Source organism: Ruegeria sp. EL01 (genome assembly GCF_900313035.1).
In the GTDB taxonomy this organism is placed as follows: domain Bacteria; phylum Pseudomonadota; class Alphaproteobacteria; order Rhodobacterales; family Rhodobacteraceae; genus Ruegeria.
Map to the genome: position 1 here is coordinate 14,885 of NZ_OMPS01000022.1, position 25,443 is coordinate 40,327.

Annotated in this window: 32 protein-coding genes; 11 read left to right on the plus strand and 21 right to left on the minus strand. The window is 54.9% G+C overall.

Annotated elements, in window-relative coordinates:
* The first annotated feature begins 198 nt into the window (after positions 1–198).
* From D9K61_RS10825 to D9K61_RS10835, 3 genes are all read left to right on the plus strand, one after another.
* Complete coding sequence (locus D9K61_RS10825; protein ID WP_120633271.1) at positions 199–1,161, plus strand: LysR family transcriptional regulator; 963 nt, start codon at positions 199–201, stop codon at positions 1,159–1,161.
* 104 nt (positions 1,162–1,265) lie between these two features.
* Positions 1,266–2,966, plus strand: coding sequence for a hypothetical protein (locus D9K61_RS10830; protein WP_120633272.1), 1,701 nt, complete (start codon positions 1,266–1,268; stop codon positions 2,964–2,966).
* Positions 2,963–3,697 (plus strand): DUF3726 domain-containing protein, encoded by a 735-nt coding sequence (locus D9K61_RS10835; protein WP_120633273.1) that lies wholly within the window; start codon positions 2,963–2,965, stop codon positions 3,695–3,697. The genes D9K61_RS10830 and D9K61_RS10835 overlap by 4 nt, the downstream gene beginning before the upstream one ends.
* Positions 3,698–4,044: 347 nt before the next feature.
* Here the strand turns inward: D9K61_RS10835 and D9K61_RS10840 are convergent, their stop codons facing one another.
* The 8 genes from D9K61_RS10840 to D9K61_RS10875 all read right to left on the minus strand — a co-directional run bounded on the left by D9K61_RS10840 (position 4,045) and on the right by D9K61_RS10875 (position 7,381).
* Positions 4,045–4,458 (minus strand): DUF1761 family protein, encoded by a 414-nt coding sequence (locus D9K61_RS10840; RefSeq protein WP_120633274.1) that lies wholly within the window; start codon positions 4,456–4,458, stop codon positions 4,045–4,047.
* 1 nt (position 4,459) lies between these two features.
* Positions 4,460–4,906, minus strand: a complete 447-nt coding sequence (locus D9K61_RS10845) for an SRPBCC domain-containing protein (RefSeq protein WP_120633275.1) — start codon at positions 4,904–4,906, stop codon at positions 4,460–4,462.
* Positions 4,907–5,224 carry a helix-turn-helix transcriptional regulator gene (locus tag D9K61_RS10850; protein WP_120633276.1) on the minus strand — a complete coding sequence of 106 codons (318 nt, stop codon included), beginning with the start codon at positions 5,222–5,224 and terminating at the stop codon, positions 4,907–4,909.
* A gap of 152 nt (positions 5,225–5,376) precedes the next feature.
* The gene (locus D9K61_RS10855) at positions 5,377–5,823 is read right to left on the minus strand and encodes an SRPBCC domain-containing protein (protein WP_162946839.1); all 447 of its coding nucleotides are present in this window, start codon (positions 5,821–5,823) and stop codon (positions 5,377–5,379) included.
* A 20-nt stretch (positions 5,824–5,843) separates the two neighbouring features.
* A complete protein-coding gene (locus D9K61_RS10860) occupies positions 5,844–6,254 on the minus strand; it encodes an SRPBCC domain-containing protein (RefSeq protein WP_120633278.1) in 411 nt (136 codons plus the stop codon).
* Positions 6,254–6,586: a helix-turn-helix transcriptional regulator gene (locus D9K61_RS10865; protein WP_120633279.1), complete on the minus strand. Its 333-nt coding sequence runs from the start codon at positions 6,584–6,586 to the stop codon at positions 6,254–6,256. Before D9K61_RS10865 ends, D9K61_RS10860 begins: the two co-directional genes overlap by 1 nt.
* Positions 6,587–6,657: 71 nt before the next feature.
* Positions 6,658–7,014 carry a DUF1801 domain-containing protein gene (locus D9K61_RS10870; RefSeq protein ID WP_120633280.1) on the minus strand — a complete coding sequence of 119 codons (357 nt, stop codon included), beginning with the start codon at positions 7,012–7,014 and terminating at the stop codon, positions 6,658–6,660.
* Between the two features lie 7 nt (positions 7,015–7,021).
* Entirely contained in the window at positions 7,022–7,381 is a 360-nt protein-coding gene (locus D9K61_RS10875) for a nuclear transport factor 2 family protein (RefSeq protein ID WP_120633281.1), read from the minus strand.
* A 14-nt stretch (positions 7,382–7,395) separates the two neighbouring features.
* Between D9K61_RS10875 and D9K61_RS10880 the strand changes: the two genes are divergently transcribed.
* The 5 genes from D9K61_RS10880 to D9K61_RS27840 all read left to right on the plus strand — a co-directional run bounded on the left by D9K61_RS10880 (position 7,396) and on the right by D9K61_RS27840 (position 10,275).
* Positions 7,396–7,788 carry a helix-turn-helix transcriptional regulator gene (locus tag D9K61_RS10880; RefSeq protein WP_120633282.1) on the plus strand — a complete coding sequence of 131 codons (393 nt, stop codon included), beginning with the start codon at positions 7,396–7,398 and terminating at the stop codon, positions 7,786–7,788.
* Between the two features lie 306 nt (positions 7,789–8,094).
* Entirely contained in the window at positions 8,095–8,514 is a 420-nt protein-coding gene (locus D9K61_RS10890) for a hypothetical protein (protein ID WP_120633284.1), read from the plus strand.
* Positions 8,515–8,612: 98 nt separating this feature from the next.
* Entirely contained in the window at positions 8,613–9,041 is a 429-nt protein-coding gene (locus D9K61_RS10895) for a plastocyanin/azurin family copper-binding protein (RefSeq protein WP_254055743.1), read from the plus strand.
* On the plus strand, positions 9,038–9,739 hold the full coding sequence (locus D9K61_RS10900; RefSeq protein ID WP_120633286.1) for an RNA polymerase sigma factor: 702 nt from the start codon (positions 9,038–9,040) through the stop codon (positions 9,737–9,739). The genes D9K61_RS10895 and D9K61_RS10900 overlap by 4 nt, the downstream gene beginning before the upstream one ends.
* Before the next feature lie 170 nt (positions 9,740–9,909).
* On the plus strand, positions 9,910–10,275 hold the full coding sequence (locus tag D9K61_RS27840) for a VOC family protein (protein ID WP_120633287.1): 366 nt from the start codon (positions 9,910–9,912) through the stop codon (positions 10,273–10,275).
* A 219-nt stretch (positions 10,276–10,494) separates the two neighbouring features.
* Here the strand turns inward: D9K61_RS27840 and D9K61_RS10910 are convergent, their stop codons facing one another.
* The 11 genes from D9K61_RS10910 to D9K61_RS10960 all read right to left on the minus strand — a co-directional run bounded on the left by D9K61_RS10910 (position 10,495) and on the right by D9K61_RS10960 (position 21,263).
* The gene (locus D9K61_RS10910; RefSeq protein WP_120633288.1) at positions 10,495–11,697 is read right to left on the minus strand and encodes an ABC transporter permease; all 1,203 of its coding nucleotides are present in this window, start codon (positions 11,695–11,697) and stop codon (positions 10,495–10,497) included.
* A 5-nt stretch (positions 11,698–11,702) separates the two neighbouring features.
* Complete coding sequence (locus tag D9K61_RS10915) at positions 11,703–12,845, minus strand: ABC transporter permease (RefSeq protein WP_120633289.1); 1,143 nt, start codon at positions 12,843–12,845, stop codon at positions 11,703–11,705.
* Complete coding sequence (locus D9K61_RS10920) at positions 12,842–13,552, minus strand: ABC transporter ATP-binding protein (RefSeq protein ID WP_216825782.1); 711 nt, start codon at positions 13,550–13,552, stop codon at positions 12,842–12,844. The genes D9K61_RS10915 and D9K61_RS10920 overlap by 4 nt, the downstream gene beginning before the upstream one ends.
* Complete coding sequence (locus D9K61_RS10925; RefSeq protein WP_120633290.1) at positions 13,552–14,646, minus strand: efflux RND transporter periplasmic adaptor subunit; 1,095 nt, start codon at positions 14,644–14,646, stop codon at positions 13,552–13,554. The genes D9K61_RS10920 and D9K61_RS10925 overlap by 1 nt, the downstream gene beginning before the upstream one ends.
* A gap of 90 nt (positions 14,647–14,736) precedes the next feature.
* A complete protein-coding gene (locus D9K61_RS10930; RefSeq protein WP_120633291.1) occupies positions 14,737–15,783 on the minus strand; it encodes an AraC family transcriptional regulator in 1,047 nt (348 codons plus the stop codon).
* Positions 15,784–16,207: 424 nt separating this feature from the next.
* The gene (locus D9K61_RS10935; protein WP_216825783.1) at positions 16,208–16,561 is read right to left on the minus strand and encodes a DUF3088 family protein; all 354 of its coding nucleotides are present in this window, start codon (positions 16,559–16,561) and stop codon (positions 16,208–16,210) included.
* 63 nt (positions 16,562–16,624) lie between these two features.
* Positions 16,625–17,368: an SDR family oxidoreductase gene (locus D9K61_RS10940; RefSeq protein ID WP_120633293.1), complete on the minus strand. Its 744-nt coding sequence runs from the start codon at positions 17,366–17,368 to the stop codon at positions 16,625–16,627.
* A gap of 76 nt (positions 17,369–17,444) precedes the next feature.
* A complete protein-coding gene (locus tag D9K61_RS10945; RefSeq protein WP_162946840.1) occupies positions 17,445–17,990 on the minus strand; it encodes a c-type cytochrome in 546 nt (181 codons plus the stop codon).
* Positions 17,980–19,236 carry a sulfite dehydrogenase gene (gene soxC / locus D9K61_RS10950; protein WP_120633301.1) on the minus strand — a complete coding sequence of 419 codons (1,257 nt, stop codon included), beginning with the start codon at positions 19,234–19,236 and terminating at the stop codon, positions 17,980–17,982. Before soxC ends, D9K61_RS10945 begins: the two co-directional genes overlap by 11 nt.
* A 17-nt stretch (positions 19,237–19,253) precedes the next feature.
* Complete coding sequence (locus tag D9K61_RS10955; protein WP_216825784.1) at positions 19,254–20,498, minus strand: MalY/PatB family protein; 1,245 nt, start codon at positions 20,496–20,498, stop codon at positions 19,254–19,256.
* A gap of 63 nt (positions 20,499–20,561) precedes the next feature.
* Entirely contained in the window at positions 20,562–21,263 is a 702-nt protein-coding gene (locus tag D9K61_RS10960; protein WP_120633295.1) for a glutathione S-transferase family protein, read from the minus strand.
* A 100-nt stretch (positions 21,264–21,363) separates the two neighbouring features.
* Here D9K61_RS10960 and D9K61_RS10965 point away from each other — a divergent pair, with 100 nt between their 5' ends.
* Positions 21,364–21,693, plus strand: a complete 330-nt coding sequence (locus D9K61_RS10965; RefSeq protein ID WP_120633296.1) for a helix-turn-helix transcriptional regulator — start codon at positions 21,364–21,366, stop codon at positions 21,691–21,693.
* Between the two features lie 107 nt (positions 21,694–21,800).
* On the opposite strand, the gene D9K61_RS10970 is transcribed toward D9K61_RS10965, so the two are convergent.
* A complete protein-coding gene (locus D9K61_RS10970) occupies positions 21,801–22,553 on the minus strand; it encodes a hypothetical protein (RefSeq protein WP_120633297.1) in 753 nt (250 codons plus the stop codon).
* Between the two features lie 90 nt (positions 22,554–22,643).
* Here D9K61_RS10970 and D9K61_RS10975 point away from each other — a divergent pair, with 90 nt between their 5' ends.
* Together D9K61_RS10975 and D9K61_RS10980 are read left to right on the plus strand one after the other, a co-directional pair.
* Complete coding sequence (locus D9K61_RS10975) at positions 22,644–23,201, plus strand: MarR family winged helix-turn-helix transcriptional regulator (RefSeq protein WP_120633298.1); 558 nt, start codon at positions 22,644–22,646, stop codon at positions 23,199–23,201.
* Positions 23,188–23,880 (plus strand): MOSC domain-containing protein, encoded by a 693-nt coding sequence (locus D9K61_RS10980; protein ID WP_120633299.1) that lies wholly within the window; start codon positions 23,188–23,190, stop codon positions 23,878–23,880. Before D9K61_RS10975 ends, D9K61_RS10980 begins: the two co-directional genes overlap by 14 nt.
* Before the next feature lie 822 nt (positions 23,881–24,702).
* Here D9K61_RS10980 and istB read toward each other — a convergent pair.
* The coding region (gene istB / locus D9K61_RS10985; RefSeq protein ID WP_120633303.1) for an IS21-like element helper ATPase IstB at positions 24,703–25,443 on the minus strand (741 nt) is incomplete at its 5' end.

The window sequence follows — 25,443 nt, forward strand, 5'->3', positions numbered from 1 at the left end:
ACATTGAGTATTCTCGATTCTCGTAGTTCTACGCCCCCCGAAGCTGACATTCGTGCGCGGCGCAGCATTTTGAGTGCTCCCGACAGCGATAGGTTCTGACATAGCAATTGTACGGAAGCCCCGATCAACTGAGTGAGCTCTGTCCCATAGGCGTTTTGTCCTGTTCAAAGTGAAACCGGTGACGGGTATGCTCAATTCATGGATAACAAGATCGCCCGAAATCTATCGCTGAAGCAGTTTCGCGCCTTTGTCAGCGTGGCCAAATACGGGTCCTTCAGCGGGGCCGCGCAGGAACTTGCGATTTCACAATCTGCTCTTTCACTGAGCATTCAGCAGTTTGAAGAGATCGTTGGTGTCCCGTTGCTTTCCAGGACAACCCGATCCGTTTCCCTGACGCCTTTGGGACAGGATTTTCTGCCAAAAGCGGAAAAGATACTGGCAGATGTTGAAGCTGCCATTATTTCAACCCGCACAAACGCAGAAAAACAGAAAAACCGTGTCACCGTCGCGGTATTGCCCTCCGTCGCCATTCGGGTTTTGCCGCAAGCCATACGCACGTATTTAGCGCTGGCACCTGATGTGAAAGTCCACATGCAGGACGACAATGGTCGCGGGGTTGAAGCACAGGTTCTAAATGGAGAAGCAGACTTCGGAATTTCTAACAGCTGGTCTGACAATTCGGAACTTGAATACAGGCCGTTCCTGCGGGATCAAGTTGGTCTGATCTGCCGGGGTGATCACCAATTGGCCCGCTGCAAGGACCCTCTGACCTGGTCCGACCTGACCAATCAGTCCTTTGTCGGAATGGCGGCGGATACCGGAACCAGCCGCCTGACTATGAATGTCTCGGGGTTGCCTGCAAGTGTCACAACACCGGATTTCACGGTACTCACAATCGCGGCGCTGGTCGGTCTCATCGAAACCGGTGAATCCGTTACTGCCCTTCCCGCGCTGGCGGCACCGGATTATCTGAACCCCTCGCTGGTATACCGGAACCTCTCAGAACCGGCCGTGTTTCGGAATTTGCAGTTGATCACCCCAAAAAAGCGCCCGCTTTCCCCAGTCGCCGATGACTTCGCGGAGTTCCTGAAAAAGCAATCTCACGAGATTTCTTCAATGTTTCCAAACCATACGGTGAAATCGCTCTCCCACGCAGTTTGATTTATTTATTTTTCTAATAAGTTCTTCGATTCTTCAAATTTTACTTTGCCCTCCCATTGCGTGAAGCAATTACCGAACGAGCCAATAGATAAGGAGGGCACCACATGCTTGCAGCTCTATCGGATAGAATGCGGCCAGAGGCGGAGGTCATGGACCTGGCCAGGCTCGGATCACTGCATTCCTCGACCGTCAGCTTCATGCGCACGTTAGTCAGACGGATCATGAAAGATGAATGGTCCATCGACCGCACGCTTTTCGATTTGGACAACGACGGGTATGGAACGGCGATCTACCGGATCGTGACACCGAACGACACTTTCAGCTTCGTTCTGTTTTCCAACCCGTTGTCGGATGAAGACCGCAATGACCGGGTGATTGCGACGAGTTGGGATCTGACCATGGCGCTATGCGAAGGCGAGATGGATGAGATCTGGCTGGAAGATCTGCGTCGCAACGTGCCCAAACAGGAAGCGGGCCGAGTGGATGCGCGCGTTTTCAGCTTGTCACGGGCAAATCGCAGTTCTCGTCTGTTTAGCTATGTGCTCGATGAACTGTGCGCGGGACGTCAACCAGACGCCGATAGGATCGCCGAAGTGGGGTACCTGTATCGCACGACAGCGGTATATGGCAGCGGTAAGCTGGGCATGGCAGACTGGAACAAAGTCCGGGTTAAATTCGCCGATTTCAACCGTCCCTTCGCGCCGGAAATGTTCATCTGCTACATGTTGCGGCAATTCAGCCTGGACCAGGTAGACCATATGGCCTCTGCAAGCGCGCCAGAAACCGCAGTAGCGCTGGACGATCGCCTGAAGCGTTTTTTCGGGATCGGAAACTCCACCGGGCTGGGCATGGCTCCATATCTGGTGAACCATGGGGAACTGTTCAGCCAATGGGTGGAAATGCGCGAAACCGCGCTGGCGCAAGTGCTGCACAAGGCCGCCCCGACCGAATGGCGCATCGGCCTGTTTCATGAGCTTATCCAAAAGGCAAAGCAGCATTTCACCGAAAGCGTCACCAGCGACGCCGAACAGATCGAGCGTAACCGCGTGTTGATCACCGAGCTTGACGAGGTGGACGCCTGGGTTAAGTCGCAGGGTGACAGGTTGGAGACATGGGCGGTCCTGTCGGATCGCGCCCGCGAGGCCTGGAGCCTTGAGACCCAGGAATTGATCCATGCCATCTGTCTGGAAATCCATCCCGAACTGGTCAACGATCTGGAGGAAAATTTCGCCGTTATCCCCAATCCGGTCATCGACCCGGCGATGACCACAGATGAACTGCGACAATTGATCGAAACCCGCTACGATTGGGCGTTGGCGATCGATTTTTCTGAGCCGAGCAATTCGGACGCTTTCTGGTACCGCTCGGAGGAAAAACTCGAGCCGCGCCTGGGCTTCGCCGGTGCCGACCCGGGGATCGAAAAGCAAATGCCTTTGCCAATCGGCCGCCGGGTGCGCGAATGTTATGACCTACTGGTCGCGGACCTTACAGAGCAGCCCGACAGCGATGTCGTGCATTTTCTGCTGCGTCGTCCCGCGATGAAAAGCATCGTGCGCCGCATTCAGACAATGTCACGGCATAGATACGGAGAAATTCGCGCCAATCTGGCGGATCGCAACGTGCGCCCAATGGATCTGTTGCGCTGCAAGCTCGCGTTCTTCGGCGTGAGCAAATTCGACCCGCGCTCCAAACTCTGGGTGCGCAACACCATGTATCAGGGAGCGCCTCTAATCGACGATATCGGCCAGACTTACGAAAGCTGGTTCCTGCCACTCAAACCCGAAATCAAGGAGGTCCGGACATGAGAGTATCCAGAAATGAAATGATCGCGGCCCTCGCGCGCGCTTACGAAGGCGCAGGCCATAACATCGGCGACTACGAGGACGTGGCCCAGCTTGTGACCTGGTCTCATATGTGTGGGTTGGGCGGCTTTGACCGCATCGCCTTGCCGCCGGTCGGCCCCAAAGGCGGCGCGACCCCAAGGCTGGTGTTCGAAAACGCCGAGATCGCCGTCATCGACGCGGGCGGTGCGGATGCCTGCGAGTATGGCTCGCTGGCCGCGCATCTGGCCTGTTCCAAAGCTCAGAAGTCAGGCTTTGCCATCGTCGAATTGGCCAATTGTCGTTACCCCGACCTGATCCTGCACAGCCTGTCACTGGTGGCGCAGCAGGGCGTCTTCGCAACTGCTTATTGGACGGACCATATCGGATCACACGGTGCAAGTTTTGAATCCGGGGCGATCTTTCCGCATTACTGGCGCATTGAGAAAGCTGACGCAGGCAAGGAATGTTCAACCGTCACCATCATTTGCACCAGCCAACCAGCCCTGCTGGCGGATGGAGTGACCCGTCAGGCGGAGCAGCCGAGTGTGAAAAGAGTTGAAATCTCGGCGGTGCAATTGGAAGCCAACTACAATCTGTCGCTGGAAAAGGGCATCGCCGTGCTGCCCGACCAATGGGATGCGCTAAACGCCGCAGCCTGGCCGATACTCGTAGCTTCTGACCAACAATCGCGCGCGGGTGCCGGCCCGGGCTAAAGCTTGCTGGGAGTAGCGTTGGGGGTTTGTTAAGTCCTGACCGGCGGATCAATTTCGTAGCCTGAGCAGGCGACGAGTAAAACCGGCTTGTCGCCTGCACTTTTCAGTCGGATCGGCCCACAGCCGACATCTAGCAGCCTACCAAGTTGCTGCAGTCGCAGCCCACACTCCTGACGTTCGCTGCAGACGCAAGATCCTAAGCTTATCGAACTCACCATTCGAGGAACACGGAGCCAGTTCGCGGCGCAAAAACTAATGGCAGCTTCGAGGCGTCGTATTGGAAGTCCCCACCCAGTGGCACGACACGGTCTAGATGCGTACTTGCCTTTGATCAAAATCCTCCTGACCTAGCCAAAGGCGCTCAGAACAACCGAAACCACAAGTATCACCGCCGCCTGGCTTCCGGCAGCTATTCGACCTGCATCGAGTTTAAGCAAGAACCCGTATCCTGGCAGCACTGTTGCAAGCCCATATGCCAAAGCGGCAATCGCTCCGAAAACCAAGCCGCCGCTGATACTGTTGATACCGGCTGCTTGGTGCAAGAGTGCAGTCCCGATCACAAGAACAACCATACAAGCTAAACCGATGCCATAAGCGCTACCTGGCACTGCCTGTGTATGGGCCGCCCGATCTACTGCTCCATAGGCTTTTGCCCAAGACTCCCCGAAAAGTAACGTGAACCACAAGGTCAGCAGGGCTTGGCCAGCAACGACGGCGACAATGACAGCGATCCAATTTACGCTAGAAAGTGAGATTTCCATTTTATTGACCTTGCGATGATGAAAGTATGTAGTCGTCCAAAGCAGCGAGAACGCGTGTCCAGCCGGCGACAAATAGCGCTGCGCGTTCGGGCCAACGTTCCCCCATAGCGGCGGATCCCTCGGAGTGATTAATCAGAACCTGAGTCGTGTCCCCATCTGCGACGAAGCGGACAGAAACCTCTGTAGGGGCCGAGAGTTTTCCAGGATGCCACGTGAAGCGCAAGGCCTTCGGCGGCGTTAGCTCAAGCACCTCCCCGAGGACAAACTGCCCGTCCGTGGGGTGGTCTTCGAAGAACCTGCCGCCGACGCGCGCTTCAAAACGTAGTGTTGAACCTTCGAACTTCCGATGTCCTTGCGGCCACCAAAGATCGACCTTTTCCACAAATGCACGAAAGGCATCGTTCGGACTGCACCGCAGCGAAGCACTCTTCTTGATTACGTTGGCCATTCAGTTCTCGCTGTTTTCGGCGACCATGGCCAATCGGTTCAGTGCGACGTCCCAGAACGCGTCCAACCAGGTACGCGCTTCCTCAAATCCCTCTGGCACGAGGCTATACTCGTTGCGGTTCTTCACGGATTTCGCCTGAACAAGATTGGCAATGCTCAGGATCTTGAGATGTTTGGAAACCGCTGGTCGCGACATGCGATAGTTCGCTCCAAGTTCTGAGACGCTGTGCGGCCTTGCCGCAAGCTTTGCCAGCATGTCTCGGCGTACGGCGTTGCCAAGCGCATCCAACACCAACGCTTGTTTGGACGTGATATTCATTGGTAACCTCAAAGTTACCGTAACTAATAAGTTTCACGTGTAGCGCAGTCAAGCCTTGCTCGGTTGGCGGCAAGTGCTCTTTGAGGTCCGCAGGTGTTGTTACAGCCAACATCGCCAGGTCTGCGAACGCAGCGACGACAGGGTTGTCCAGATTAGCCGTGCTGAAAGGGTTGGCCTTTGCCGCTTTCGAGAAAGGGTTTGAGACTTTCGAATAGGAAAAAGTCCCAGCCTGCCTCGCAAATCTGCCAGCATTCCATGCTTTCAACCAAGCCCTCATGTGTGAATTCAAGCTTGGTTGCGGCCTCCCCCTTGGGAGACAGGTTCCAAAGGATTTTCGTACCTGTCCATTCATCATCCCGGGTCAAGGCTTCGTTGTCATGGAAATGCTCTTCAATGTCCCATTGGACGCGCTGGTTCGCGATCAATTGGCCCACTTTGATGTGGTTATAGGTTTTACCAAATCGGGTTGTAAAAACAGTGCCAACTTTTGAGGCATCCCCGGATCCTGTCGTCCACCACTGCGTGATGCCTTTGGTAATAGCCTGATACACCGCTTCTGTGGAGGCGTCGATTTCAACGGTTCTGCTGTATCCAATCATAATCCATCTCCCCAAATCAATCAGTCCGAATTCGCAAGAAATGCGCGCAATTGTTCGAGTTTCATGGGCCATCCCTCCGACAGACTTTTGATATCAGCCTGCGTGGTCATCCCAATATGGCTCAAAGTGAGCTGAGTGCCGCCATCGACTGGTTCCAATTCGAAACATACACGGGTCGGTTCAGGAATATCCGCGCTGGCCCATTGCCACTCCATCCGTCGCGGTGGGTCGACTAAGACGACAACGCACTCCGTAAACCCCTGCCAATTGCTTGTCGCCGTGCCTCGAATGGAAAACCGATGACCATCGTTCGGGCGAAAGTCACAGGGCATCAACCATTCGGCGATTGCAGCGGGGTCCGTTAGAGCTTGCCAGACGGTTTCGACAGGGTGAGGGTAAAACTCCTTCAGCTTCAAACTGAGATCCCGCATCACTTGCCGCCCCCGTTCTTGTCAAGATAGTCACCCAGCCGTTTGAGACGATCCTGCCAGAAAGGACGATATTTATCCGTCCAGTCGTGAACTTCCTGAAGAGGCTCAAACCGGGTGCGGTACAGCCTTTGTCGGCCATGTGATTCCCGTTCGACCAGCCCCACTTCATGCAACACATTCAGGTGCTGCGACACTGCTGCATAGGTGATTCCAAGTTCTTCGACACAATCGCCCACGGGGCGGGCCTCATGTGCCAGAAACCCCAAAAGCGTCCGACGGTTGGCGTCGGCGATGGCGTGAAAGACGTCCGATGATGCTTTGCTTGGTGGCATATCATTTTATATTTAAGTATATACCTAAATGTCAACGCCGACGCTGAGACCGAATTGATTGCACAGGTCTCTCACTGATCCTGCTGATCGCACCAGGCGATACAAATGGACTGCAATTCTTCTGCTTTGTTTTTGAGCTCTTTCAGATCAGCAACCTTGAAGCTCCGGGCTTCTTTGCCGCCCCCTTCCAGGTTGGGAAAATCGCCCTCAAAAACCGCCCCTTTGTGAAACATTAACGAGGCGTGTTTTTTGGCTCGTGGAAAGAAGCTGGCCATGTTGCCCTTGTATGTAAAGGTCGGCGCCTGCCATTTGATCGTCTCTTCAATCCGGTTGTCCGCATCCAGTATGAGCCTGCGCATTTCTGCGACCACAGGCTTCATCGGATTGTCATACCTAGCCATCCAATCACCAACGTCTTCTCGGCTCATGATCACCTCACATATCCAATGTTGTGACAAGTGATGTAATCAGACCGTCCTGCAGCTGAAAGACATTGGTTCCTCTGCCACGACCACCCGGGATTGCCTGGGAAATGCAGGTCCATTGCACAGTGACCGTTTCGCCTTGCACGTCAACCGCGCTAAGGTTGATCACTGCGTCGTCAAAGACGTCAGACCTGCTGGCGTCAAAGGCCGAAATGATCGCCTTGCGCCCTGTGTGCGGTTCCGTCTGACCCGAGAACGGTTCGGTATAAGTCGCATCTTCAGCAAACATGGTGGCAAGCATGTCCAGACCATGTGGCCCGGCTTGCATTGCGAGGAAAAAATTGCTGATCTCAATTGGCATTTCGTTCATGACGGGGCTCCTTGATGACAATAGATGAAGATGTTCTTGGCGCGTTAAAAAAAGCTGTGCAGGCCATTGAAGTTGACTCTCCCCGTCCTGTGCCCGCGGAACTTCTGAGGCCGCTGATCAGGGTCGCCAGGCCCGGGCTACACATGCATCTGGATATCGAAGCCAGCGATGTAATCGGAGCGCCATTGGTCACTGTTATGGATAATCCTGATAAGGCGAAACTGCTGGCACCGCTGACAAAGCGACAACGGCAAGTGGCCGATTTGATCATTGAAGGTCTTCCAAACCGTGAGATTGCAAAACAGCTCGGTATATCGCTAGCGACTGTCAAAGATCATGTTCACTCTATTTTGGAACGGTTGGACCTCCCGTCCCGGACGGCGTTGATATTAGCGATGCATCGCTAGGCATAAGCTAGTTTGCGGATTGTATTCCCGCAATCCATCCAAGGATGGAGGCCGCGCGCCGCTCGTGCGTTGATACGGATTGAGCCTTATCCGACAATTCGCGCACCAAATCCGCCCTGATAATCAGTTTGGTTGAACCATTGAGAATTCTCGGCTCCTAAACTGCCGAAGGAAATCCTGTTCGGCTTTTGCAAACCATTTTGCGCGAATTCGTCGAATTTCGGGAACCTTTCCGCTCTTGCTGCATCCAATGAACCAGGAGCGCACCAACGCGCACCCAAAGAAAACCGTGGAAAGGACCCGACCATGCTTAGAAAGACCGCAATTGCTGCCGGATTTATCGTCGCTACTGTACCATCCGCCAAAGCGCATGACGAGCAGGCCCTCGCGAATGCCCCCGCTGATGAACCTTATGTGAAAGTGAGTGACGTTCTTCCCCTGCCCGAGTTCATCCCAGGTCTGGGAACACTATTCGTGGACCCGGCCACTCTGCCCGCTGGTCCGTTTCTCGCCTATGATCGCGATGGTCGATTGTCCGCGACGGTCTACATGACACCACTCGACGATCTGCAAAACGGGACGTCATTCGATGGTCTGCACATCGGATCACACATCGTCAGTTCGACAGACATTTACTTCAATGCCGGGCATCCCGGTGTGGACAAGCCGCACGCGCATGTCGTTCTGTTTCACGATGAAAACGCCAAAGAGCGTTTGGCCGAATGATCTGCACAAGACGTCATGCTTTATGGATCGGGGGGTGCGCAGTTGCAACGATCGCTGGTTCGCGGATCACGCCTGCGCAACCGGTCGCCACAGTTGAGATGCGTGGAAGTTCGCGCGGCGAGCGCATTTGGTACGATCCAATTGGTCTCGCGGTGCCCTCTGGCACCACCGTCCGATTCATCAATCGCGACCCCGGCAACAGCCACACGGCAACCGCCTATCATCCCGCAAACTATGATCGAAGGCGTCGTATCCCCGCTGAGGCCGACCCATGGGACAGCGACTTTTTGCTTCCGGATGAGTATTTTGAAATCACTCTGACCGCGCCAGGTGTGTATGACTACTATTGCCTGCCGCACGAGATGGCGGCGATGGTCGGTCGAATAGTGGTTGGTGACCCCGGAGACGTCGGCTGGGAGGGAAGTTCAAGTGACAAAAACGATTTGTCGGAAGAAGTCTTGGCAGCTTTGCCATTGGTGCAGAAAATCCTTTCAGAAGGCACAATACGCAAGGAGGATGAATCATGAAGGTCCAAACGGGCCTCAAACAACAAGCCTCGATCGATGAAACCAAGTCGGAAGCTGACCTTGTAAGTGCCGCGCGTGAGGGAAGCGAGCTGGCCGTTCGGGAACTTATCCGCCGTCTGAATCCCCGCCTCTTTCGTGTTGCCCGAGGTATCGTCGACAGCGATGCCGAGGCAGAAGAAGCGCTGCAAGAGGCCTACTTATCTGCGTTCAGCAAACTGGACGGGTTTCGTGAGCATGCCAGCTTTTCCACCTGGATCACCCGGATCGTAATCAATTCGGCGCGGATGCAGCGCAGACGAGCACCTGTTGCGGAAGAATACGACACAGTGGACGAATCCAGCTCACCTAGGGTAATAACTTTCCCAGGTCAGCACTCTGAACTCCCCGATGCAATGCTTGGACGCGCGCAATTAAGAGGCTTTCTCGAAACGGCCGTTTCCGAGCTGCCGCCAAATCTGAGATTGCCATTCCTGCTGCGTGAGGCAGAGGGCATGAGTATACTTGCCATCGCAAGCGAGCTTCAGATCAACCCGATAACCGTGAAAACACGCCTGTTTCGTGCCCGGCACCGTTTGCGCACCACCATCGAACACCAGGTCAGGGGTGGATTCGAGGCAATCTTCCCATTTGGCGGCAAACGCTGCACCAACATGACCAATCGTGTAGTAGCGCGACTGCAGGCGAATAGTGCACTTTGACGGAGAAGTCACAACTTGGAGATGCCGTTGGTGGACGGGAGTCATCTCAGCGGTGTGGTCCGTAAGAGGAGATATTCACGGCGACTGCGAGATCGAACCAGCCGTGAATTTGATGATCGCGGGCAAATCTAACTTTTATGCTATGATTGGAGATAATGCGGAGGGATCCAATGGCTCAATTTCGATACATAGTGTCCGACGTTGACCAGGCATTGGCCTTTTATTGCGATCAGCTTGGGCTTGAACTGATAGAACAATACGGACCAGCGATGGCCATCATAAGACAGGGTGACCTTGAACTTTGGTTAGCAGGTCCATCAGCCTCAGCATCTAAACCTATGCCAGATGGAGCAAAACCGGAGCCCGGAGGATGGAACAGATGTGTCTTGGTCATCGATGATATACACGCCTTGGTCGCCTCACTTCGCAGACAAGGCGTCACCTTCCGCAATGAAATCACCGCGGGTCCCGGCGGAAAGCAAATACTCTGCGAAGATCCATCAGGAAATGTAGTTGAGCTTTTCCAGCCGAACTAGTCACCCCAAGAAGTAACTGGAAACAGAGTGCTTTGGTTCCACTGAGACTATAGGAGGCAGTACAGCATCAATCCAGCTGGATTACTGGCGGCCTCAGCGCCAATCGAGCATCAATGGTCCAAGGTTTTAAGTTCTAGTTGCGGCCCAAAGGCGACGTCTGTCGTTCAACTTGTTGTCGCAGTGCAGCTTTCAAAAAGCAGACGTAGCCGAAGAAAATCTCTACCCGCGCCCTCTCAGAGCGTCAGTAACAGGAAGCCGAGCCGCAGCAAACGCTGGTACAGCACCACCTACGGCTCCGATGGCCAGACCAACCAAGGCGGCCTCCACCATAGCATCTCGGCCAACCACAAGCTGAAACGCCAAACTCGTGCCGTTTGCACCCATTGTGCTGGCCTCCCAGCCATTCATCATCAGCCACGAGGTGGCGAGTCCCAGACCAACACCAACGACAGAAAGCAATACAGCCTCTAACCATGTTGCCAGGCAGGCAGACACTCGACTGAACCCCATTGCACGGACAGTAGCAATCTCGACGGTTCGATCCGATACGGAACTCATCATCGTATTCAACGCTCCGGCGGTTGCGCCTATGGCCATCAATAACACGATTGGCCATCCGAAGTATCGCACCAGCCGCGCCGTTCCTGCGGATTGACTCGCGTAAAGCTCAGCTTCTGTCAGGGCTATCAACTGGGCGCCAACGAATTCGGCAGCGGCCCGGCTGAGCCCGTCGATCTGATCGGTCACGGCAAGCCTCAGCCGCAGGCTTTGAACCTCGCCCACGCGATTGAACGCCGCCGCAACGGCATCGATATCGCCCCAAATCTCTGATTCCAGCGCACTGCCGAAACTTGAAAAGTGACCGACAACGATCCAATTTACTGGACCCAGCCGAACCCGGTTACCGACGCCTAGACCGGAATATCGGGCGGCCAATTGTTCACCCACTATGATCTCACGTGTGCCGGGCTGTATGGGTCGACCGGAAGACAGCGTCACGCCGGCGCGAACGCCCGGGCCGGTTTCATCCATTCCGCGCAAGGCCAATGTTTCGCCAACCGCGTCAGGATCGGTTCGAAACTCAACAGGAACAACGATTTCACGTGACAGGATCGGCACGCCCCGATCATTACGCAAGACGCCGATATCACCTCGTGTCGCCATGAGGGACCGGATAACATCAGGCGGGATTTCACTGTTGCCTTCCTCCCGCGGGCCACCGCCAAGGACGACCGCAACATCTGGCGACCCTGCGCTCTGCAGCGTAATTTCGAACCCACGCGCCATGGCCAGGAAACCGCTCAAGACGCAGACGACCAGCATGATCGATCCGACCATGGACAGGGAAATGGCCAATCTGCGGGGAATGCTGAGCAGGGTCGTCCGGCTCATCGCGGTGATTTGTCGGATGGTTGAACGCATCGGGGCTACCTCGTTCTGAATGCTGAAAGGATCGGCGTTCGCATGGCAGACAGCGCAGGAAGCGCGCCGGCGAAGAGGCCAAGGAGGAACACAAGAGCTGTCGCGCGCAGCAACACGCTTTGATCAAAGACCAACCCCAGGGCGGGCGGCAGGGCAAGGCTGGCCAATTTCGCAAGACCGATACCGATGGAACCGCCCAGCAGGAATACAAATAAGGCTTCTGCCAGAACCATCATTAGGATGCATGAGCGCGAAAACCCAAGGGTCTTCAGCACGCCGATTTCAAAACGACGTTCGCGTAGAGCAAACACCATCGTGTTGATGACGATCATCAAAAGCGTCACGAAACACACGCTGACAACCAATGTGACAACGTGTTTGACATCGGCATATTGGCTGAGGAACGCGCTGAGAAACTGCTTTTCCGACAGTGTCCGCGTGGGGGCCGCTGAATTTGTGAACAATGCATCAATGCGCGGGGCCAGTTCCTGCGGCGCGACACCCGGTTCCGGACGCAGCGCGAAAGTGGCCACCGTATCTTTGCCGCGGGCGCGGCCTTCGTTGATGTAGCGATACTGGGCAAGGACAAAGTAGGTGTCTGTGCTGGAACTCTTTCCGTCAAAGATCCCAGCAATCTCAAACGGCCAGTCACGGCTTCCATCGCTCCTTTTGGTGCGGAATGAGGAAACCGTAAATCTTTCGCCGATTGTCCACCCTTGCGCTTCGGCAAGCGCGCGCCCGACAAGGACTTTGTCCCACCCAGTGTCCAGCGCTTGAAGCATGGAAGGGTCAAGCCCGAGTTCCTCACCGCTGACCGCCTTCAATTTGTCAGGTTCGCCCGCGCTGACCGCAACGACGTTACGCGCATCACCCACACTACCGCGCAGACGAACGATTGGGCTGACTTCGGCAACGCCCGGCAGTGCCGCGATGCGCGACAGATAGGCCATTGGTAGCGGCTGGTTGCGACCGGCCGCATTCATCACCCCGAGCAATTCGTCACTTGCCGCAGCAGTGCCTTGTGATCCGGCAATGAAACTGGCGGTCAGCCCGTAGATGAAAAAGGTCACGGCGACGGATATGATCAGCAAAACAACGCGGAACGGTTTGCGCAGCGTGCTTTTGCGGGTGAGGCCGAGGAAGGTCATGACATCACCCGGGCGCGTTCGACAAAAGCGCCTTTGTCGAGATGCAGAATGCGGTCGGCCGCCTCGGCTGCTTCCGGGTCATGGGTCACCATGACAATGGTCTTGCCAAGTTCGCGGTTCAGATATCCCAGCATTGTCAGAATCTCATCTGCGGACGCGCGGTCGAGATCCCCGGTTGGCTCGTCACAGAGTAGCAGTGTTGGATCGGATACGATCGCGCGGGCAATGCCAACGCGTTGCTGCTGCCCACCAGACAAGCGTGACGGATTTTGTCGCCCAAATCCGCAAAGACCGACGAGGTCTAATGTCTTCGCGACGCGCTCGCGTCGGATAGATGCTGGGAACGGTTTCAACAGCAGTGGAAGTTCTACATTTTCTTCGGCGGTCAGCATCGGCAGAAGGTTGTAGAACTGGAATACGATCCCAAGATGATGCGCCCGCCATGCAGACCGGGCAGCCTCGCCCATGTGGTCCAGCCGCTGACCCGCAATTTTGATATCGCCAGAGTCCGGCCCGTCCAGGCCCGCCAGCAGATTGAGAAGGGTAGACTTCCCTGACCCGGATGGCCCCATAACTGCGACAAACTCGCCTTTTTCTATGGAAAGATCGAGGTTGTCGAAAATGGGAACGCTTATGGCGCGGGTTCGGTAGGCCTTACTAATACTGCTTAAGGCAATGAAGGGGCTGTTGGTTTCGGAGATCGTCATCAAGGGTTGGCTCCTGGTTGAGAATGGGCGTGCGTAGACGAAGGACGAAGAGCGATGCGAATCCGTGCGGCCATACCTGGGCGTAGCCCTCGGGGGGCGTCGAAAGGTTTAAGGCGCAACCGAACCGTTCCCTTAGCCGCATTCACTTCTGGCGAAACGCGTTGCAGCGCGAAGGGGAAGGAATGATCAGGATAGGCATCCAGAACCGCTTCTCCGATGAGATCATCGCTCAGAGTACTGATCGCTTTTTCGGATACGTCGGCATCGACCACCAACTGATCCAAATCGGCGATTTTCATCAGACCGATCCCGTCATGGATAGCGTCAACGCGGTCGAGCACAGCGTCGCCAACATGAGCAGAAAGCTGCGTCACCGTCCCCGGGATCGGCGCGCGAACGATGAGATCGGTGACCCGATCTTCGGCAATTCGCACAGCCAAATCGGCCTTTTCAAACTCGGCTTTGGCATGTTCGACCTTGTTGGCCGCTATGCGCGCGGCGGTCTGTGCGTCCTCTAACCGGTTGCTGGCGATGGCGCCCCTTCGGCTCAGTTCGGTCTGCCGATGCAGCGTCGCTTCGGTCTGTGCCCAGGAAATACGCGCAGCAGAGAGCGTCAGTTTGGCCGAATTGAGCGCGAGTTTCGCATTTTCCAGCGCAAAACCAGCCTTTTCATCGCGGATCAACAGAAGGGGTTGGCCGATGGTAACCTTATCCCCGGGCACCACTAGAATGTCGGCGATCTGCCCACCACGCTCCGCATAAATGACTGCCATATACGGCGCGACGACATAACCCGACCCGGTGATTTCCCGGACAATGGGCAGTGTAGCGGACACGGTTGGTTCAACGGAACTCGGCTGAATTGAAGAAGAACGCGCGTCCGACTTCTCAGACAGCGTCAGCGCAGCTGGTTCGTTTTCAGATCGAAGGGCAAAGCCCATCCCAGCTGCAAGCAGCAGCACAGAAGTCAGCGCCACCAGAGATGATTTGTATGAGAACCGCAGCCGCTTCGTAGCTGACTCGGGGGTTGGGTGCGCTGAAAGCTCTGTGAGCGTCTCGGCCATTTTGGTGTGGTGATCGGTGACTGTTTTCATGTCGTCAGGATCAGCAGCAAACCACCAACCTGCGACCTTGAACGCGATTCAGGACGTTCGAAATCGCGATTTAGTCAGTCTTGTTCCGTGTCAGGACGCCTGATCTGATGCTGATCCCTTGGCTTTTCGCCATTCCAGCGGTGTCATTCCGGTGATCCGTCGAAACTCTCGGTTGAAGTTGGATTTCGTCTCAAAACCAACGTCGAACATGATCTCTGTCACCGACCGCGCGGAGTTTTCCAACTGCTCACACGCCTCGCCAATGCGAAAGTCGTTTACATATTGCGAAACGTTCTTGCCCGTCGTCCGGTTGACAGCTCCCGAGATTTGTCTGGACGGGATGACCGCACGGCGCGCAAGTCGAGCGAGGTTCAGATCGGCGTCTCGATAGATATGCTTGTCAGTCATCAGCTTTTCGACCTTTGCCATGATCTCGGGGTCATCCGCAGTGACGGATCCTGACGGCACGGTCTCCATCGGGCCTGTTGTCGCAGTCTCCTCTGCCGCCCGGCCCCGGCTTGCAACTGCGGCAGCCAGTGAAAGAAACAACAGGGTTGCGACATTGCCAATAGACACAAGCTGCGGCAGATGACGCGCATCCATCGATGCGATATCAATGCTAATCAGCGTGTCGACCGCTGCTGAGAACATCAGCACCAACGCGGCAAAGACAAGGGCACGGTGAACGGGCCCCACAGAATCCAACGCTGTGACCTGAAGCGCGTCAGCCCCGGACCGCAGCAGGAACAAAATCAAGATCGCATAGAAAAGAAACGTTGTAATAAGGATCGCATCCAGCGCAACAGGCCAGAATGCCATCGACAACAGAACCATGAGCAGCGGAAGACCATGCGGCGCGATCGCAAAGAACTTTGACACGTCACGCGAACCGATCAATCGCAATGATCCAAAATACACCAACGGGGCCATCACGGCTGCCAGCGGAGGTGACAAAAACCGGAACCCTTCGATTCCGTATCCAAAACGCAATCCAATCAACATCGACTGCAGCGCCGCACATGCAATCAGCAGTACAAAGGCCGGGTTCTTAGGCCGCCCATCCTCTCGCCGAACAACGCGTATCAAAAGCAGTCCCAACAACAGCGTTACAATGAAAGGCAGCGGTACGAAGATCATAATACAGGGGCGACTCAACAGACATGAAGGTTTATATCGCGAGGAAAGATGGGACACCCATTGGCGGTGGTCCATAGCTCAACAGAATGTTTTTCAGGTCGCCGTATGTTTTTCGTGCGGAGGAAGGTGCAAATAGACGAGTGTTTGTTAGAGCATCCAAGCCGAATGTCCGTAGAAATCTGTTTTGCCGTTGAGAAGCCCATAAGAAACATTCAACTCAGCATCTCAATGCTGCGCTCGCAGCCCACATTGCCGTCATCCGCTGCACCAGCGAAATCCCGGCCTTGATGGACTCACAGTTTGCGGGACGAAACCGACCTTCGCTGCAAGCATCCCAAAGGTCATAAGTCAGTCTAAAGCGACCTTCGATTCAGCAAACCCGTAGGGTGCCTACTCTGACCGCAGCAATTATAACCAGCGTTTGCTAAGGATGCGGTCTGGGCAGTTCAAAACGCTTGATCAGATAAGCGAGAATGTCCTCAACAACTTCGATCCGACGTACTACGGAAATTCCGGGCCTGCTGATCCCGATAGAACAATCGTCATCCCCAGCAGGAAAAACGAGCTGTGGGCAAGATTGGTTGTCACTAACATACTTTTCCATGCCACCTCTGGGTCTATCAAAATCGACGTAACGAACGTTGAGGCTTTGGCGGACGTGCGGGAAAACAGCCAACAGCCCTTCAACTATCAAGCATTGAGGGCAATAGAACGGCGTGTCTCCGATTTGGGTGTCAACAAAATCAGATCTGAGCAGGTAGAGGATGGTTTTCGTCATCATGTATTCATTTCAAGTTTGCGCAGCTCAGCATTTTGGTAGGCTGAGCTATCCGGTGGAATTTCAGAGTTCAGCGCGACCGCCATCAATGACCATCTCTGTACCCAGCATGTAACTGGACGCATCGCTTGCCAGAAACAGCACAGCGGAAGCTATGTCTTCTGGCTTTCCCATACGACCCACAGGCACGTGCTGTCCCACATGCTCGACGTAGGCTTGAAAATGTTCGTCGGTTTCATCTGGACCGCGATGGATTGGTGTTTCGATGGTGCCTGGACTCACACAATTCACACGGATGCCCTGATCCACAAGCTCAGCTGACATAACGCGGGCAAACGAACGCACAGCAGCCTTGGATGCCGATAGCAACGCCTTGTTTGGTGTTCCGATCTGGTTCAGCCACGACGTATTCAGGATGATGGAAGCCCCTTCCTGCATCAGTGGAAGAACAGATTGAACCGAAAAGAACGTGCCTTTCACGTTCACATCCATCATCCGATAATACATCGCTTCATCGGTCTTCCCGAGTGGCGTATTGAAGGCGACACCTGCGTTGGCAAAAAGGATATCCAGCTTGCCGAAGGCCTGCTGCAACTCAGATCGCGTTCGGTCCAGATCATCCAGATTGCTGACATCTGCCTGGATTGCGATGTTGTCATCGCCGAGCCTGTTTTGCGCCAACTTGAGTTTGTTGGCATTTGTTCCGGTGACTGCAACGCGGGCGCCATTTTCCTTCAACAATTTGGCTGATGCCAAGCCAATGCCGCTGGATCCGCCCGTTACAAGAGCTGTTTTTCCTTCAAGCACGAAGGTACCTCCCCAGTTGTTTGAGTATGTAGACGTGTCCGAGACGACGGCGATCCGTCCTGTTTTGAAGCCTGGGTCAGTGCTGGCTTTCCTCTTTCTCCCATTTGCTGCTGATGTAGTCCTGCGCAGGCATCTTGACCTTCGGAAGCGTGCTTTGGCTCACTTCTCCGTTTTCTGGTAGGAAACCATTCATGTAGAGAATATACGCAGTGACCGCATAGATTTCTTCCGTGCTCAGCTCTTTGGGATTGAAGGGTGGCATTGCGGTGCGGACATATTCAAAGATGCTGGTTGCATAGGGCCAGGAATAGCCCGTTGACCAGTGAAAGCCGTGATCGGGTTTGCCATTGCCAGCAAGTATCGGGATATACATGCTCATATCACCTTCCCCGTTTTCACCATGGCAGATCAAGCACTGGTCCTCGTAGACGACCTTGCCCTGCTCGACAGTTCCGCCGCCTGGCGGTAGCCCTTCACCATCCGGGTAAACCGTTGTGCTGAGACCGGCCAGTTCTTCGGGTGGGATGGTTTGACCTAGTTTCGGCGTATCATCAGCAGAGGCCACATTTGCAGCTAGAATGCCAAGCGCGATCACGAATAGAGCGTGTTTGTTAGAAGACATTTGAGACTGCTCCCTGCGCATCGATGTACCAGGTCTGGATTGCGTTGTAGTGATTGCGACTTCCCTCAAGATACCTGCTCTTCCAGGCCTCATGAGTTGGTTGAACGTTATCCCATTCGTCGAAGGCACGACTTTGCAGGCGTACTGGGCTGCCATCCCAGCCCCAGGGCAAGGTAAAGCGCGTCAAGGATTTATTCAGCACTGGGCCTTCGAGTTCGGCAGGCACCCAGTTTTTGCCGCCGTCATCAGACACTTCGACTCTGGAGATTTTTCCAAACCCTGACCACGCCAATCCGTTCACTTGATAGTACCCTTTGTCGGGCAAGACCTGTCCGGCGGATGGGTGGGTGATCACTGACTTAACACCCATATACATGCTGAAGCCTTCAATTGAACCGTCAGCCAGAGTTTCGGAGTAATGGCGGCTTTCTTCACGGGTATATGCCGGTCGGTCGGTCACTTCGAGGCGTCTGAGCCACTTGATGCTGGTATTGCCTTCCCAGCCCGGCAAGAACAGACGCATGGGATATCCCTGCGCTGGCCTTAGCCGTTCACCGTTTTGATAAAGCGCAATAATCGCATCATCCAGCAGCTTTTGCAGAGGGATGCTCCGCGCAAGGGAACCGGCGTCAGCACCTTCGGCAATGACCCATTTGGCCTTGGGGTTTAGGCCTGCCTCTTGCAGAAGCAGCTTAACCGGAACACCAATCCATTCGGACCCGGACACCAACCCGTGAAGATATTGCAGAGGCATTGGCTGAGCCTCGGGATAGTAACCCTGTGGCGCACTATTTCCTCCACATTCCAGAAAATTTATGCCGCCTGACAGAGGATATCGCATGAGATCACTTGCTGTGAACTTCAAAGGACGGTCGGTCATTCCATGAATGAACAACTCATGCATTTCCGGGTCGATTTCGGGAACGCCTGAGTGATGCGCGCCAAAGTGTAGTCCTGATGGCGTGATGATGCCCTTTTGATTATGCAGAGGTGTGAAAGATGCGGTAAGCGTCGATTTTTCGTTCTGTGGAAAGATCTTTCGCACGTTGCCTGCTTCATGAGGGGATGGGCTGCCGTAAGCCTCGTCTTCCACCCCCGGATAGAGCATGTTGTCGGGGATTTCCGGTGCAGCAGACGCGCGTGTAGCGGCAAGTGTGGCTGGCAAAGCCGCTGAACTCGCGGTCAGAAACGTTGCACCCGCCTTCAGGAAATCACGTCTTCCCACAAAACCATTCGTTTTTGACATCTGACTATCCTCCTGGATCAACAGCACGAATTCGAAGATGCTGCGGAGCGGGTTTTTTGGCTGCCCGGATCAAGTTTGTTGGTGCGATCTTCCGCAACTCGGTCCAACACAGTTTTGAACTGCCTGAACGCCTTTTTGATATCTGCTCTGGGCGCTGCTATATTCACGCGAATGAACTGAGTGGCGTCCTGATCAAACCAGGTGCCTGGCGTGGCACCAAAGCCGGAGTCGCCGAGCGTGGCCTTCAGATCATCGCCTGCCAGCCCGGTCGCGGAACAATCGAGCCAAATCTGATAGGTGCCCTCGACCGGAGACATCCTGATGGCAGGCAAGTCCTCTTTCAGAAATTGATCAATCCACGCCAACGTGCCTTCCAGATAGGTGAGCAATTCATCCACCCAGGCCTCGCCATTTTCGTAAGCTGCAATGGTCGCAAAAGTCGTGAAAGCGTTCCCATGCGTTAGGTACATGGAATCCACCGTCTTCTTGAAACGCTCCAGAAGCGCCTCGTTCCCCGTGTAGACGTATCCGTTTGAGATGCTGTGCATACCAAAGGTCTTTGCCGGCGAGCCGATCATCGATACGTGGTTTTCGTGATCCACGGCCATCAGGCTGGTGAAGCGATGACCCGTATAGATGATGTCGGAATGGATTTCGTCGCTGATGATTGTCACGCCGTGGCGGTTGGTGATACTCACCAACTGTTCCAGCTCGTCTCTGCGCCACACGCGACCGACCGGGTTGTGCGGGTTGCACAGGATCATGGCTTTGACATCTGGTGCGCTCAGCTTCTCTTCGAGATCGGTGTAATCCATCTCGTATGAGCCATCGATGTTGCGAAGCGGGCTTTTGACGATGTTCCGGCCGGCGGTGCTGATGACCTTGCCAAACTGATGATAGGCCGGGACCTGCATCAACACACTGTCACCGGGCTCGGTCAATTCGCGGATCAGCATCGCAATGGCGGTGAGCACTCCGGGAACTTGTTCGAACTTTTCCGGGTCCAGCGAAAGATTGTGACGGCGTTTGAACCAGTTCGAGATCGCTGCGAATACGCCTTTTGAGTTGAACTCGTAGGAAAACTGACCGCGGTTTGCAAGGCGTAGAAGCTCTTCCTGGATTGGGTTTGCGACAGCAAAATCCATGTCGGCGACCCACAAGGGCGTCACCTGTTCGGTGCCGAAGACCATATTCAGAAAATTGGGATCATGCCGGACGAAAGTGTCACCGGTTTTTGCAGGGGCTGTGTCAAACGGGCTCACGAGAGGATTCCTTTGGAGAGAGGTGTCAGGATCAGAATTCAGGGTGGTTGATTGGAGCGTCTGTCAGCAGCACGCGTCCGCCAGTTCGGGCGCACTCTGCTGGAACCCGCCGTTTTCCTTGCGCCGACCAAGAAAGGTTTGGTCCGACAGGTAAAAATCAGAAAACGCGTCCTCAAACTCCGCTGACACTGACTTCTCTGCCAAGCCTGTCTGCATCAGGTGCGTCTGCCATGATTTCAGCTTTGGTCGATCACCAAGGAAATCGTAGCCGGTGTTTTTCTCGATGATGTCAGCACGATGCAGCAAGACCAACCAGGCAATATCCACCATGCCGATCACGTCTCCAGCAAAATAAGGAGTATCGCTTAGCTTAGCTTCGATCCGGTCAAAAGCGGTGCCCAGCTTCGCCGCGCGCTCAGACAGGGTAGCTTCATCCGCGCTTCGCTGAGCGCCGCATTGAACCAGATAGCTCTTGGTCGCCAGATAGCTCCAGGCACGGTTTGTTGCCTTTTCTTCCGGCGACAGGTCGGCTTGCAGAGGTGGATATGCCTCTTCGAGATACTCAACGATGGCATCGCTTTCAAACAGCGCTTGCCCACCATCGGTAATGAGGACTGGCACCTGACCATTGGGCGAGATGTCGAGAAACCACTGGGGCTTGTCTTGCAAGCTGATGAACTCGATCTCGTAGGACAGGTTCTTCGCTTTGAGCAATGCGGCGACGCGCTGGACGAAAGGGCATATGGTGAGGCTGACGATTTTCATGGCATGTCCAATTTGGTGAGGCAGAGAGCTGTTGGGTTGTTTGTGATGAGTCGAAGGTGTTATATGGATAACTATTCAACATTTCAAGAGAGGTTGAAATATGGATGAGAAAGACGCGATTACCATGCTTGGTGCCCTGTCTCAGGAAATGCGTTTGCGCATCATTCGATATCTGATCGGGCGCGGCGAGGAAGGCGCTTCGGCTGGTGAGATCGCAGAGGCGATGGATGCAATATCTTCGAAAGCATCTTTCCATCTGTCGGCATTGGAACGTGCCGACCTGATAACTTCGGAACGGCAGTCCCGGAAGATCATCTATCGGGTGAGCTTTCTCGGGCTGGGTGGTCTTCTCTCGTTCATTCTCAATGATTGTTGCAGCAACCACCCTGATATTCGGGAGCATTGCGGCCTGCCAAACTTTGACTGCTGATCCTCGTTGTTGGGCAGCAATCACACGCCTCGAGCAGCTGCCGTAACACGGGATTGTATCTACGGCAGCTGTAGTTTTTTCGTAGGCTCGATAGCAATAGGATCAGCCTATTCGACCTTGCCGGGCAGGCTCAGATCTCCAGATGCGATGTCAAACACATCGGTTACGCAGAGCAGCGGTGCGTGGACATTGACGTTGACGCGCAGAGCGGACGTAACACCGTCATAGGCAACATCAGCAAGCTCGACATCGTTGGCGAAACCCGCGTTCACTATGATTTCCGGGCCGTCGAACAGCGGTGTGAAGCCTGGGCTGTCGAGAAAGATCGGAAATCCTGGCCAGGTTGCGGGTAGTTTTGGGTTAGTGCCCTCAGGTATGTCGCGAACCGCAAGAGCGCCCGGCCCACAGTCCTCGGTTGGCGTAAGAACAACCCAGTGACTGTGCCACTCAATACCGTCATTCGCGGGATCGCCATCGCCGTTTTCATCGTAAAGTGGCGTGTCATCGAAGTCCGGGTGGCTGGTCGCAGCCATAGCCAGAATGCCCGTTCCGCCTTCGAAACCGACCGCAGACGGATCGAGTGAGGTTGGCCAGACGTAGGACCACACATCCGAACCGCCAACAGATCCGGTCGAGGCGGGTGTAGAAGCTCCGGCGATGCCATTTGTTGTCATGTGGAAAGTGACAACGTTGCCGTTTCGGTGGGCGTGGGCTGCCAATATATCAAAGTCAGCCACCTTGGTTTCATCGGCGGGTGAGGTGACGGCATCGTGCATGTCTGCCGCGTGATCTCCATCGGCAAAAGCTCCGCTCGCAGACAGCGCAACCGCGGTCGCGATTTTGGGCAGGGACAGTCTCATGTGGTTTCTCCTAGATTCTAATTAATAGCGACTCGATACTATTTATCGAAACTGATTGCAAGACTGGTATCGACTCGCTATGAGTTACCCATGGATACGAGTCACCGCATTCGCGCGCTTATCAACAGGATCGCCAGGCTTGATGCCGCTCACAGTTGGGAGGGTGATTTGAACCCCGCGCAACGGGGTGCATTAGAGTATCTGGTTCAAGCCAACATGTACTCCCGAGCCCCATCTCAAGTGGCTGAGTATTTCGGGACGACCCGGGGCACGATGTCTCAGACTCTGAAGGTGCTATCCCGCAAGGGATACATTGCTGAAGAGACTTCGAAGTCTGACAAGCGGTCGATCTCGTATACGCCGACTGAGGCAGGGCGCGAGGTTGTGACGGCTTCAAACCCCATAGCTGGCGCGCTCGAGTCACTTAAGCCGGACGAGCAAATCGAGCTGGAAAGCGCTTTGAGGCGCGGCTTGCAACTGGCCCTGAAAGCCAACGGCGGTCAATCCTTTGGCCTGTGCAAGACGTGCGATCACTATGACCCGCAAGAGGTGAATGGTTTTTGCAAACTCCTGTCGGTCTCACTGTCAGAGGGTGAAAACAACAAGATCTGCGTTGAACACAAAGAGGTGGCGAATGGCGCATCCTGACTTGACTGCCCGAGTAGATGGCTTGTTCCTGGGCGCGGCTAAAGATCGGTGGGAAGGTAAGCCGCCATCAGCCATTCAAAAAGATCGGGTCAGCGGTCCACAGGATATTTCGTTTAATGGGTTCTCGGGAGACGAACAGGCAGACCTGACAGTGCATGGTGGGGCCGAAAAGGCCATTCATCACTATGCCTTGGATCACTACAACGCATGGCAGTCAGAAGGGCATTTGGCACCGAATACAAACCCTGCTGCCTTTGGGGAAAACATCTCCACCCGAGGATTGACCGAGGACAACCTCTGCATCGGCGATATCCTGACACTTGGCACTGCCACGGTTCAGATCAGCCAGGGCCGCCAACCTTGTTGGAAACTTGGTCTGCATACGGGCAATAAAAAGATGCCTTATCTGTTTCAGAAAATGGGCCGGACGGGTTGGTATTACAGAGTATTGGAACCTGGATCTGTAGCGCCCGGAGACGTGATAGCGCTTGTTGAACGGCGTCATGAAGACTGGAGCGTCAAGCGCGTCACACAGGCTCGGTTGACCCGGCGCGTAAGCCCGCATGAGGCCGAAATACTCGCCAATATCGTGGATCTTGCACCGGGCTGGCGTGCGGCATTCGCGCGTATGGCAGATGGAATCGCGCATGAGGATACCACCGCGCGGTTGGGCGCTTAGGCAGGTTCATTGGTCTTGGTATATATCTGAATTTCGCATTCGTCCGGCCTGCCATTTCGTTGCGAAATCTCCCAAAACCCAATGACCGGTTGCTGCTCCGGTTTGACAGTTCAGGCACTTCGCAACATTCGGTACAAAGGGCTCTCAACCGCCACTAGATCGATAGCAGCAAAACCGGTAGAGAGTACTGAGGTCGGCCTCGTGGACGGCCCATACCGGTCACTCAACAGCGCATTGCGATGCTGCGGTCGCACCCGATTAGCCGCCATTCGCTGCGATAACAAAATCTCGAAGACTGCGAATGGAGAAAGCTCGGGACGAAGGGACCGTCTGCTCACGCAAAACCAATGTCTGTTATTGTTAAACTCGTTGCTTTTCTTGTCGGTAGTCTATCGCCGCGTGCCACAAAACCGCAGACATGATCACTGTCCCGCCAATGACCGCAGCAATAGGYGGAAGCTCACTCAAAATAACCCATGCAAGCAGAGTTGCGCAGGGAATCTCGACGGTACCCAGAAGGGCCGATTGTGCGGAAGGGATTAGTCGTGTTCCCTCTGTCCAGAGTATCACCGCACCAGCGAAAGCAACACCGAACAGGATTAACAGCGCCGCGTCTTGAGATGAGACATCAAGAGGCGTCCCAATCAGCGCACCAACAACGAAGTGTCAATCCCGGCGCAAAAAGGGTCAGTTTCCCGGTGTAAAATTGGTCAGTTTGTTTGGGAGTTAGCTGCGCCTTGGTGCGTGTGCTTGTCATATAGCTGACGCGTGCCAGGGCGCGCTGGCCGCAGGCCAGCCCTTCAGCCTTTGCGGGTTGGTGTTTCAGCTTCGGGCTTTGCGGCTCTGTCGCAGCCGGAAGCTTTCGCCGTTCATTTCCAGGATATGCACGTGGTGGGTCAGACGGTCCAGAATGGCACCTGTGAGGCGTTCTGATCCGAAGACCTCGGTCCATTCGTCGAATGGCAGGTTGGAGGTGATGATTATGGAGCCGCGCTCGTAGCGCTGGGAGATGACCTCGAAGAGCAACTCGGCGCCTGTTTTGCTGAGGGGCACGAAGCCAAGCTCGTCAATGATTAGCAGGTCCTGGCTGACCAGCTGCTTTTGCAGGCGTTGCAGACGCCGCTCGTCGACAGCCTCAATCAGGTCATGAACCAGAGCGGCGGCGGTCATGAAGCGGACCTTGAGGCCTTTCTGGCAGGCGGCCAGCCCAAGCCCCAATGCAACATGGGTTTTGCCGGTTCCACTTGGTCCCAGTGCGATGACATTCTGGCGGTGGCCGACGAACTCGCAGCGGGCCAACTGCATGGTCAGAACTTTGTTCAGCGACGGGATAACCTTGTAGTCGAAACTGTCCAGGCTTTTGGTCGCCGGGAACTTCGCGGCCTTGATCCGACGTTCGATCATCCGGCGTTCACGCTCGATCAGCTCCAGTTCACAGAGCCGCAACAGATACTGGATGTGATCCTTGTTCTCGGTCGCACACTGCCGCGCCAGCTTGCAGTTTTCGCTGTGGAACGCCGGCAGGCGGCGTTTATTGAGAATATGCTGGAGCAGCACTTGCGG

Coding starts and splice junctions, on each gene's coding strand:
- D9K61_RS27840 (WP_120633287.1), top strand. CDS start 9,910: ATGGCTCAATTTCGATACATAGTGTCCGACGTTGACCAGGCATTGGCC.
- D9K61_RS10960 (WP_120633295.1), bottom strand. CDS start 21,263: ATGAAAATCGTCAGCCTCACCATATGCCCTTTCGTCCAGCGCGTCGCC.
- D9K61_RS10895 (WP_254055743.1), top strand. CDS start 8,613: ATGCGTGGAAGTTCGCGCGGCGAGCGCATTTGGTACGATCCAATTGGT.
- D9K61_RS10830 (WP_120633272.1), top strand. CDS start 1,266: ATGCTTGCAGCTCTATCGGATAGAATGCGGCCAGAGGCGGAGGTCATG.
- D9K61_RS10890 (WP_120633284.1), top strand. CDS start 8,095: ATGCTTAGAAAGACCGCAATTGCTGCCGGATTTATCGTCGCTACTGTA.
- D9K61_RS10925 (WP_120633290.1), bottom strand. CDS start 14,646: ATGAAAACAGTCACCGATCACCACACCAAAATGGCCGAGACGCTCACA.
- D9K61_RS10825 (WP_120633271.1), top strand. CDS start 199: ATGGATAACAAGATCGCCCGAAATCTATCGCTGAAGCAGTTTCGCGCC.
- D9K61_RS10870 (WP_120633280.1), bottom strand. CDS start 7,014: ATGAGCCGAGAAGACGTTGGTGATTGGATGGCTAGGTATGACAATCCG.
- D9K61_RS10875 (WP_120633281.1), bottom strand. CDS start 7,381: ATGAACGAAATGCCAATTGAGATCAGCAATTTTTTCCTCGCAATGCAA.
- D9K61_RS10920 (WP_216825782.1), bottom strand. CDS start 13,552: ATGACGATCTCCGAAACCAACAGCCCCTTCATTGCCTTAAGCAGTATT.
- D9K61_RS10860 (WP_120633278.1), bottom strand. CDS start 6,254: ATGCGGGATCTCAGTTTGAAGCTGAAGGAGTTTTACCCTCACCCTGTC.
- D9K61_RS10915 (WP_120633289.1), bottom strand. CDS start 12,845: ATGACCTTCCTCGGCCTCACCCGCAAAAGCACGCTGCGCAAACCGTTC.
- D9K61_RS10910 (WP_120633288.1), bottom strand. CDS start 11,697: ATGCGTTCAACCATCCGACAAATCACCGCGATGAGCCGGACGACCCTG.
- D9K61_RS10835 (WP_120633273.1), top strand. CDS start 2,963: ATGAGAGTATCCAGAAATGAAATGATCGCGGCCCTCGCGCGCGCTTAC.
- D9K61_RS10975 (WP_120633298.1), top strand. CDS start 22,644: ATGGATACGAGTCACCGCATTCGCGCGCTTATCAACAGGATCGCCAGG.
- D9K61_RS10970 (WP_120633297.1), bottom strand. CDS start 22,553: ATGAGACTGTCCCTGCCCAAAATCGCGACCGCGGTTGCGCTGTCTGCG.
- D9K61_RS10845 (WP_120633275.1), bottom strand. CDS start 4,906: ATGGCCAACGTAATCAAGAAGAGTGCTTCGCTGCGGTGCAGTCCGAAC.
- D9K61_RS10980 (WP_120633299.1), top strand. CDS start 23,188: ATGGCGCATCCTGACTTGACTGCCCGAGTAGATGGCTTGTTCCTGGGC.
- D9K61_RS10945 (WP_162946840.1), bottom strand. CDS start 17,990: ATGTCTTCTAACAAACACGCTCTATTCGTGATCGCGCTTGGCATTCTA.
- D9K61_RS10965 (WP_120633296.1), top strand. CDS start 21,364: ATGGATGAGAAAGACGCGATTACCATGCTTGGTGCCCTGTCTCAGGAA.
- D9K61_RS10865 (WP_120633279.1), bottom strand. CDS start 6,586: ATGCCACCAAGCAAAGCATCATCGGACGTCTTTCACGCCATCGCCGAC.
- D9K61_RS10935 (WP_216825783.1), bottom strand. CDS start 16,561: ATGACGAAAACCATCCTCTACCTGCTCAGATCTGATTTTGTTGACACC.
- D9K61_RS10880 (WP_120633282.1), top strand. CDS start 7,396: ATGACAATAGATGAAGATGTTCTTGGCGCGTTAAAAAAAGCTGTGCAG.
- soxC (WP_120633301.1), bottom strand. CDS start 19,236: ATGTCAAAAACGAATGGTTTTGTGGGAAGACGTGATTTCCTGAAGGCG.
- D9K61_RS10900 (WP_120633286.1), top strand. CDS start 9,038: ATGAAGGTCCAAACGGGCCTCAAACAACAAGCCTCGATCGATGAAACC.
- D9K61_RS10850 (WP_120633276.1), bottom strand. CDS start 5,224: ATGAATATCACGTCCAAACAAGCGTTGGTGTTGGATGCGCTTGGCAAC.
- D9K61_RS10840 (WP_120633274.1), bottom strand. CDS start 4,458: ATGGAAATCTCACTTTCTAGCGTAAATTGGATCGCTGTCATTGTCGCC.
- D9K61_RS10930 (WP_120633291.1), bottom strand. CDS start 15,783: ATGATCTTCGTACCGCTGCCTTTCATTGTAACGCTGTTGTTGGGACTG.
- D9K61_RS10855 (WP_162946839.1), bottom strand. CDS start 5,823: ATGATTGGATACAGCAGAACCGTTGAAATCGACGCCTCCACAGAAGCG.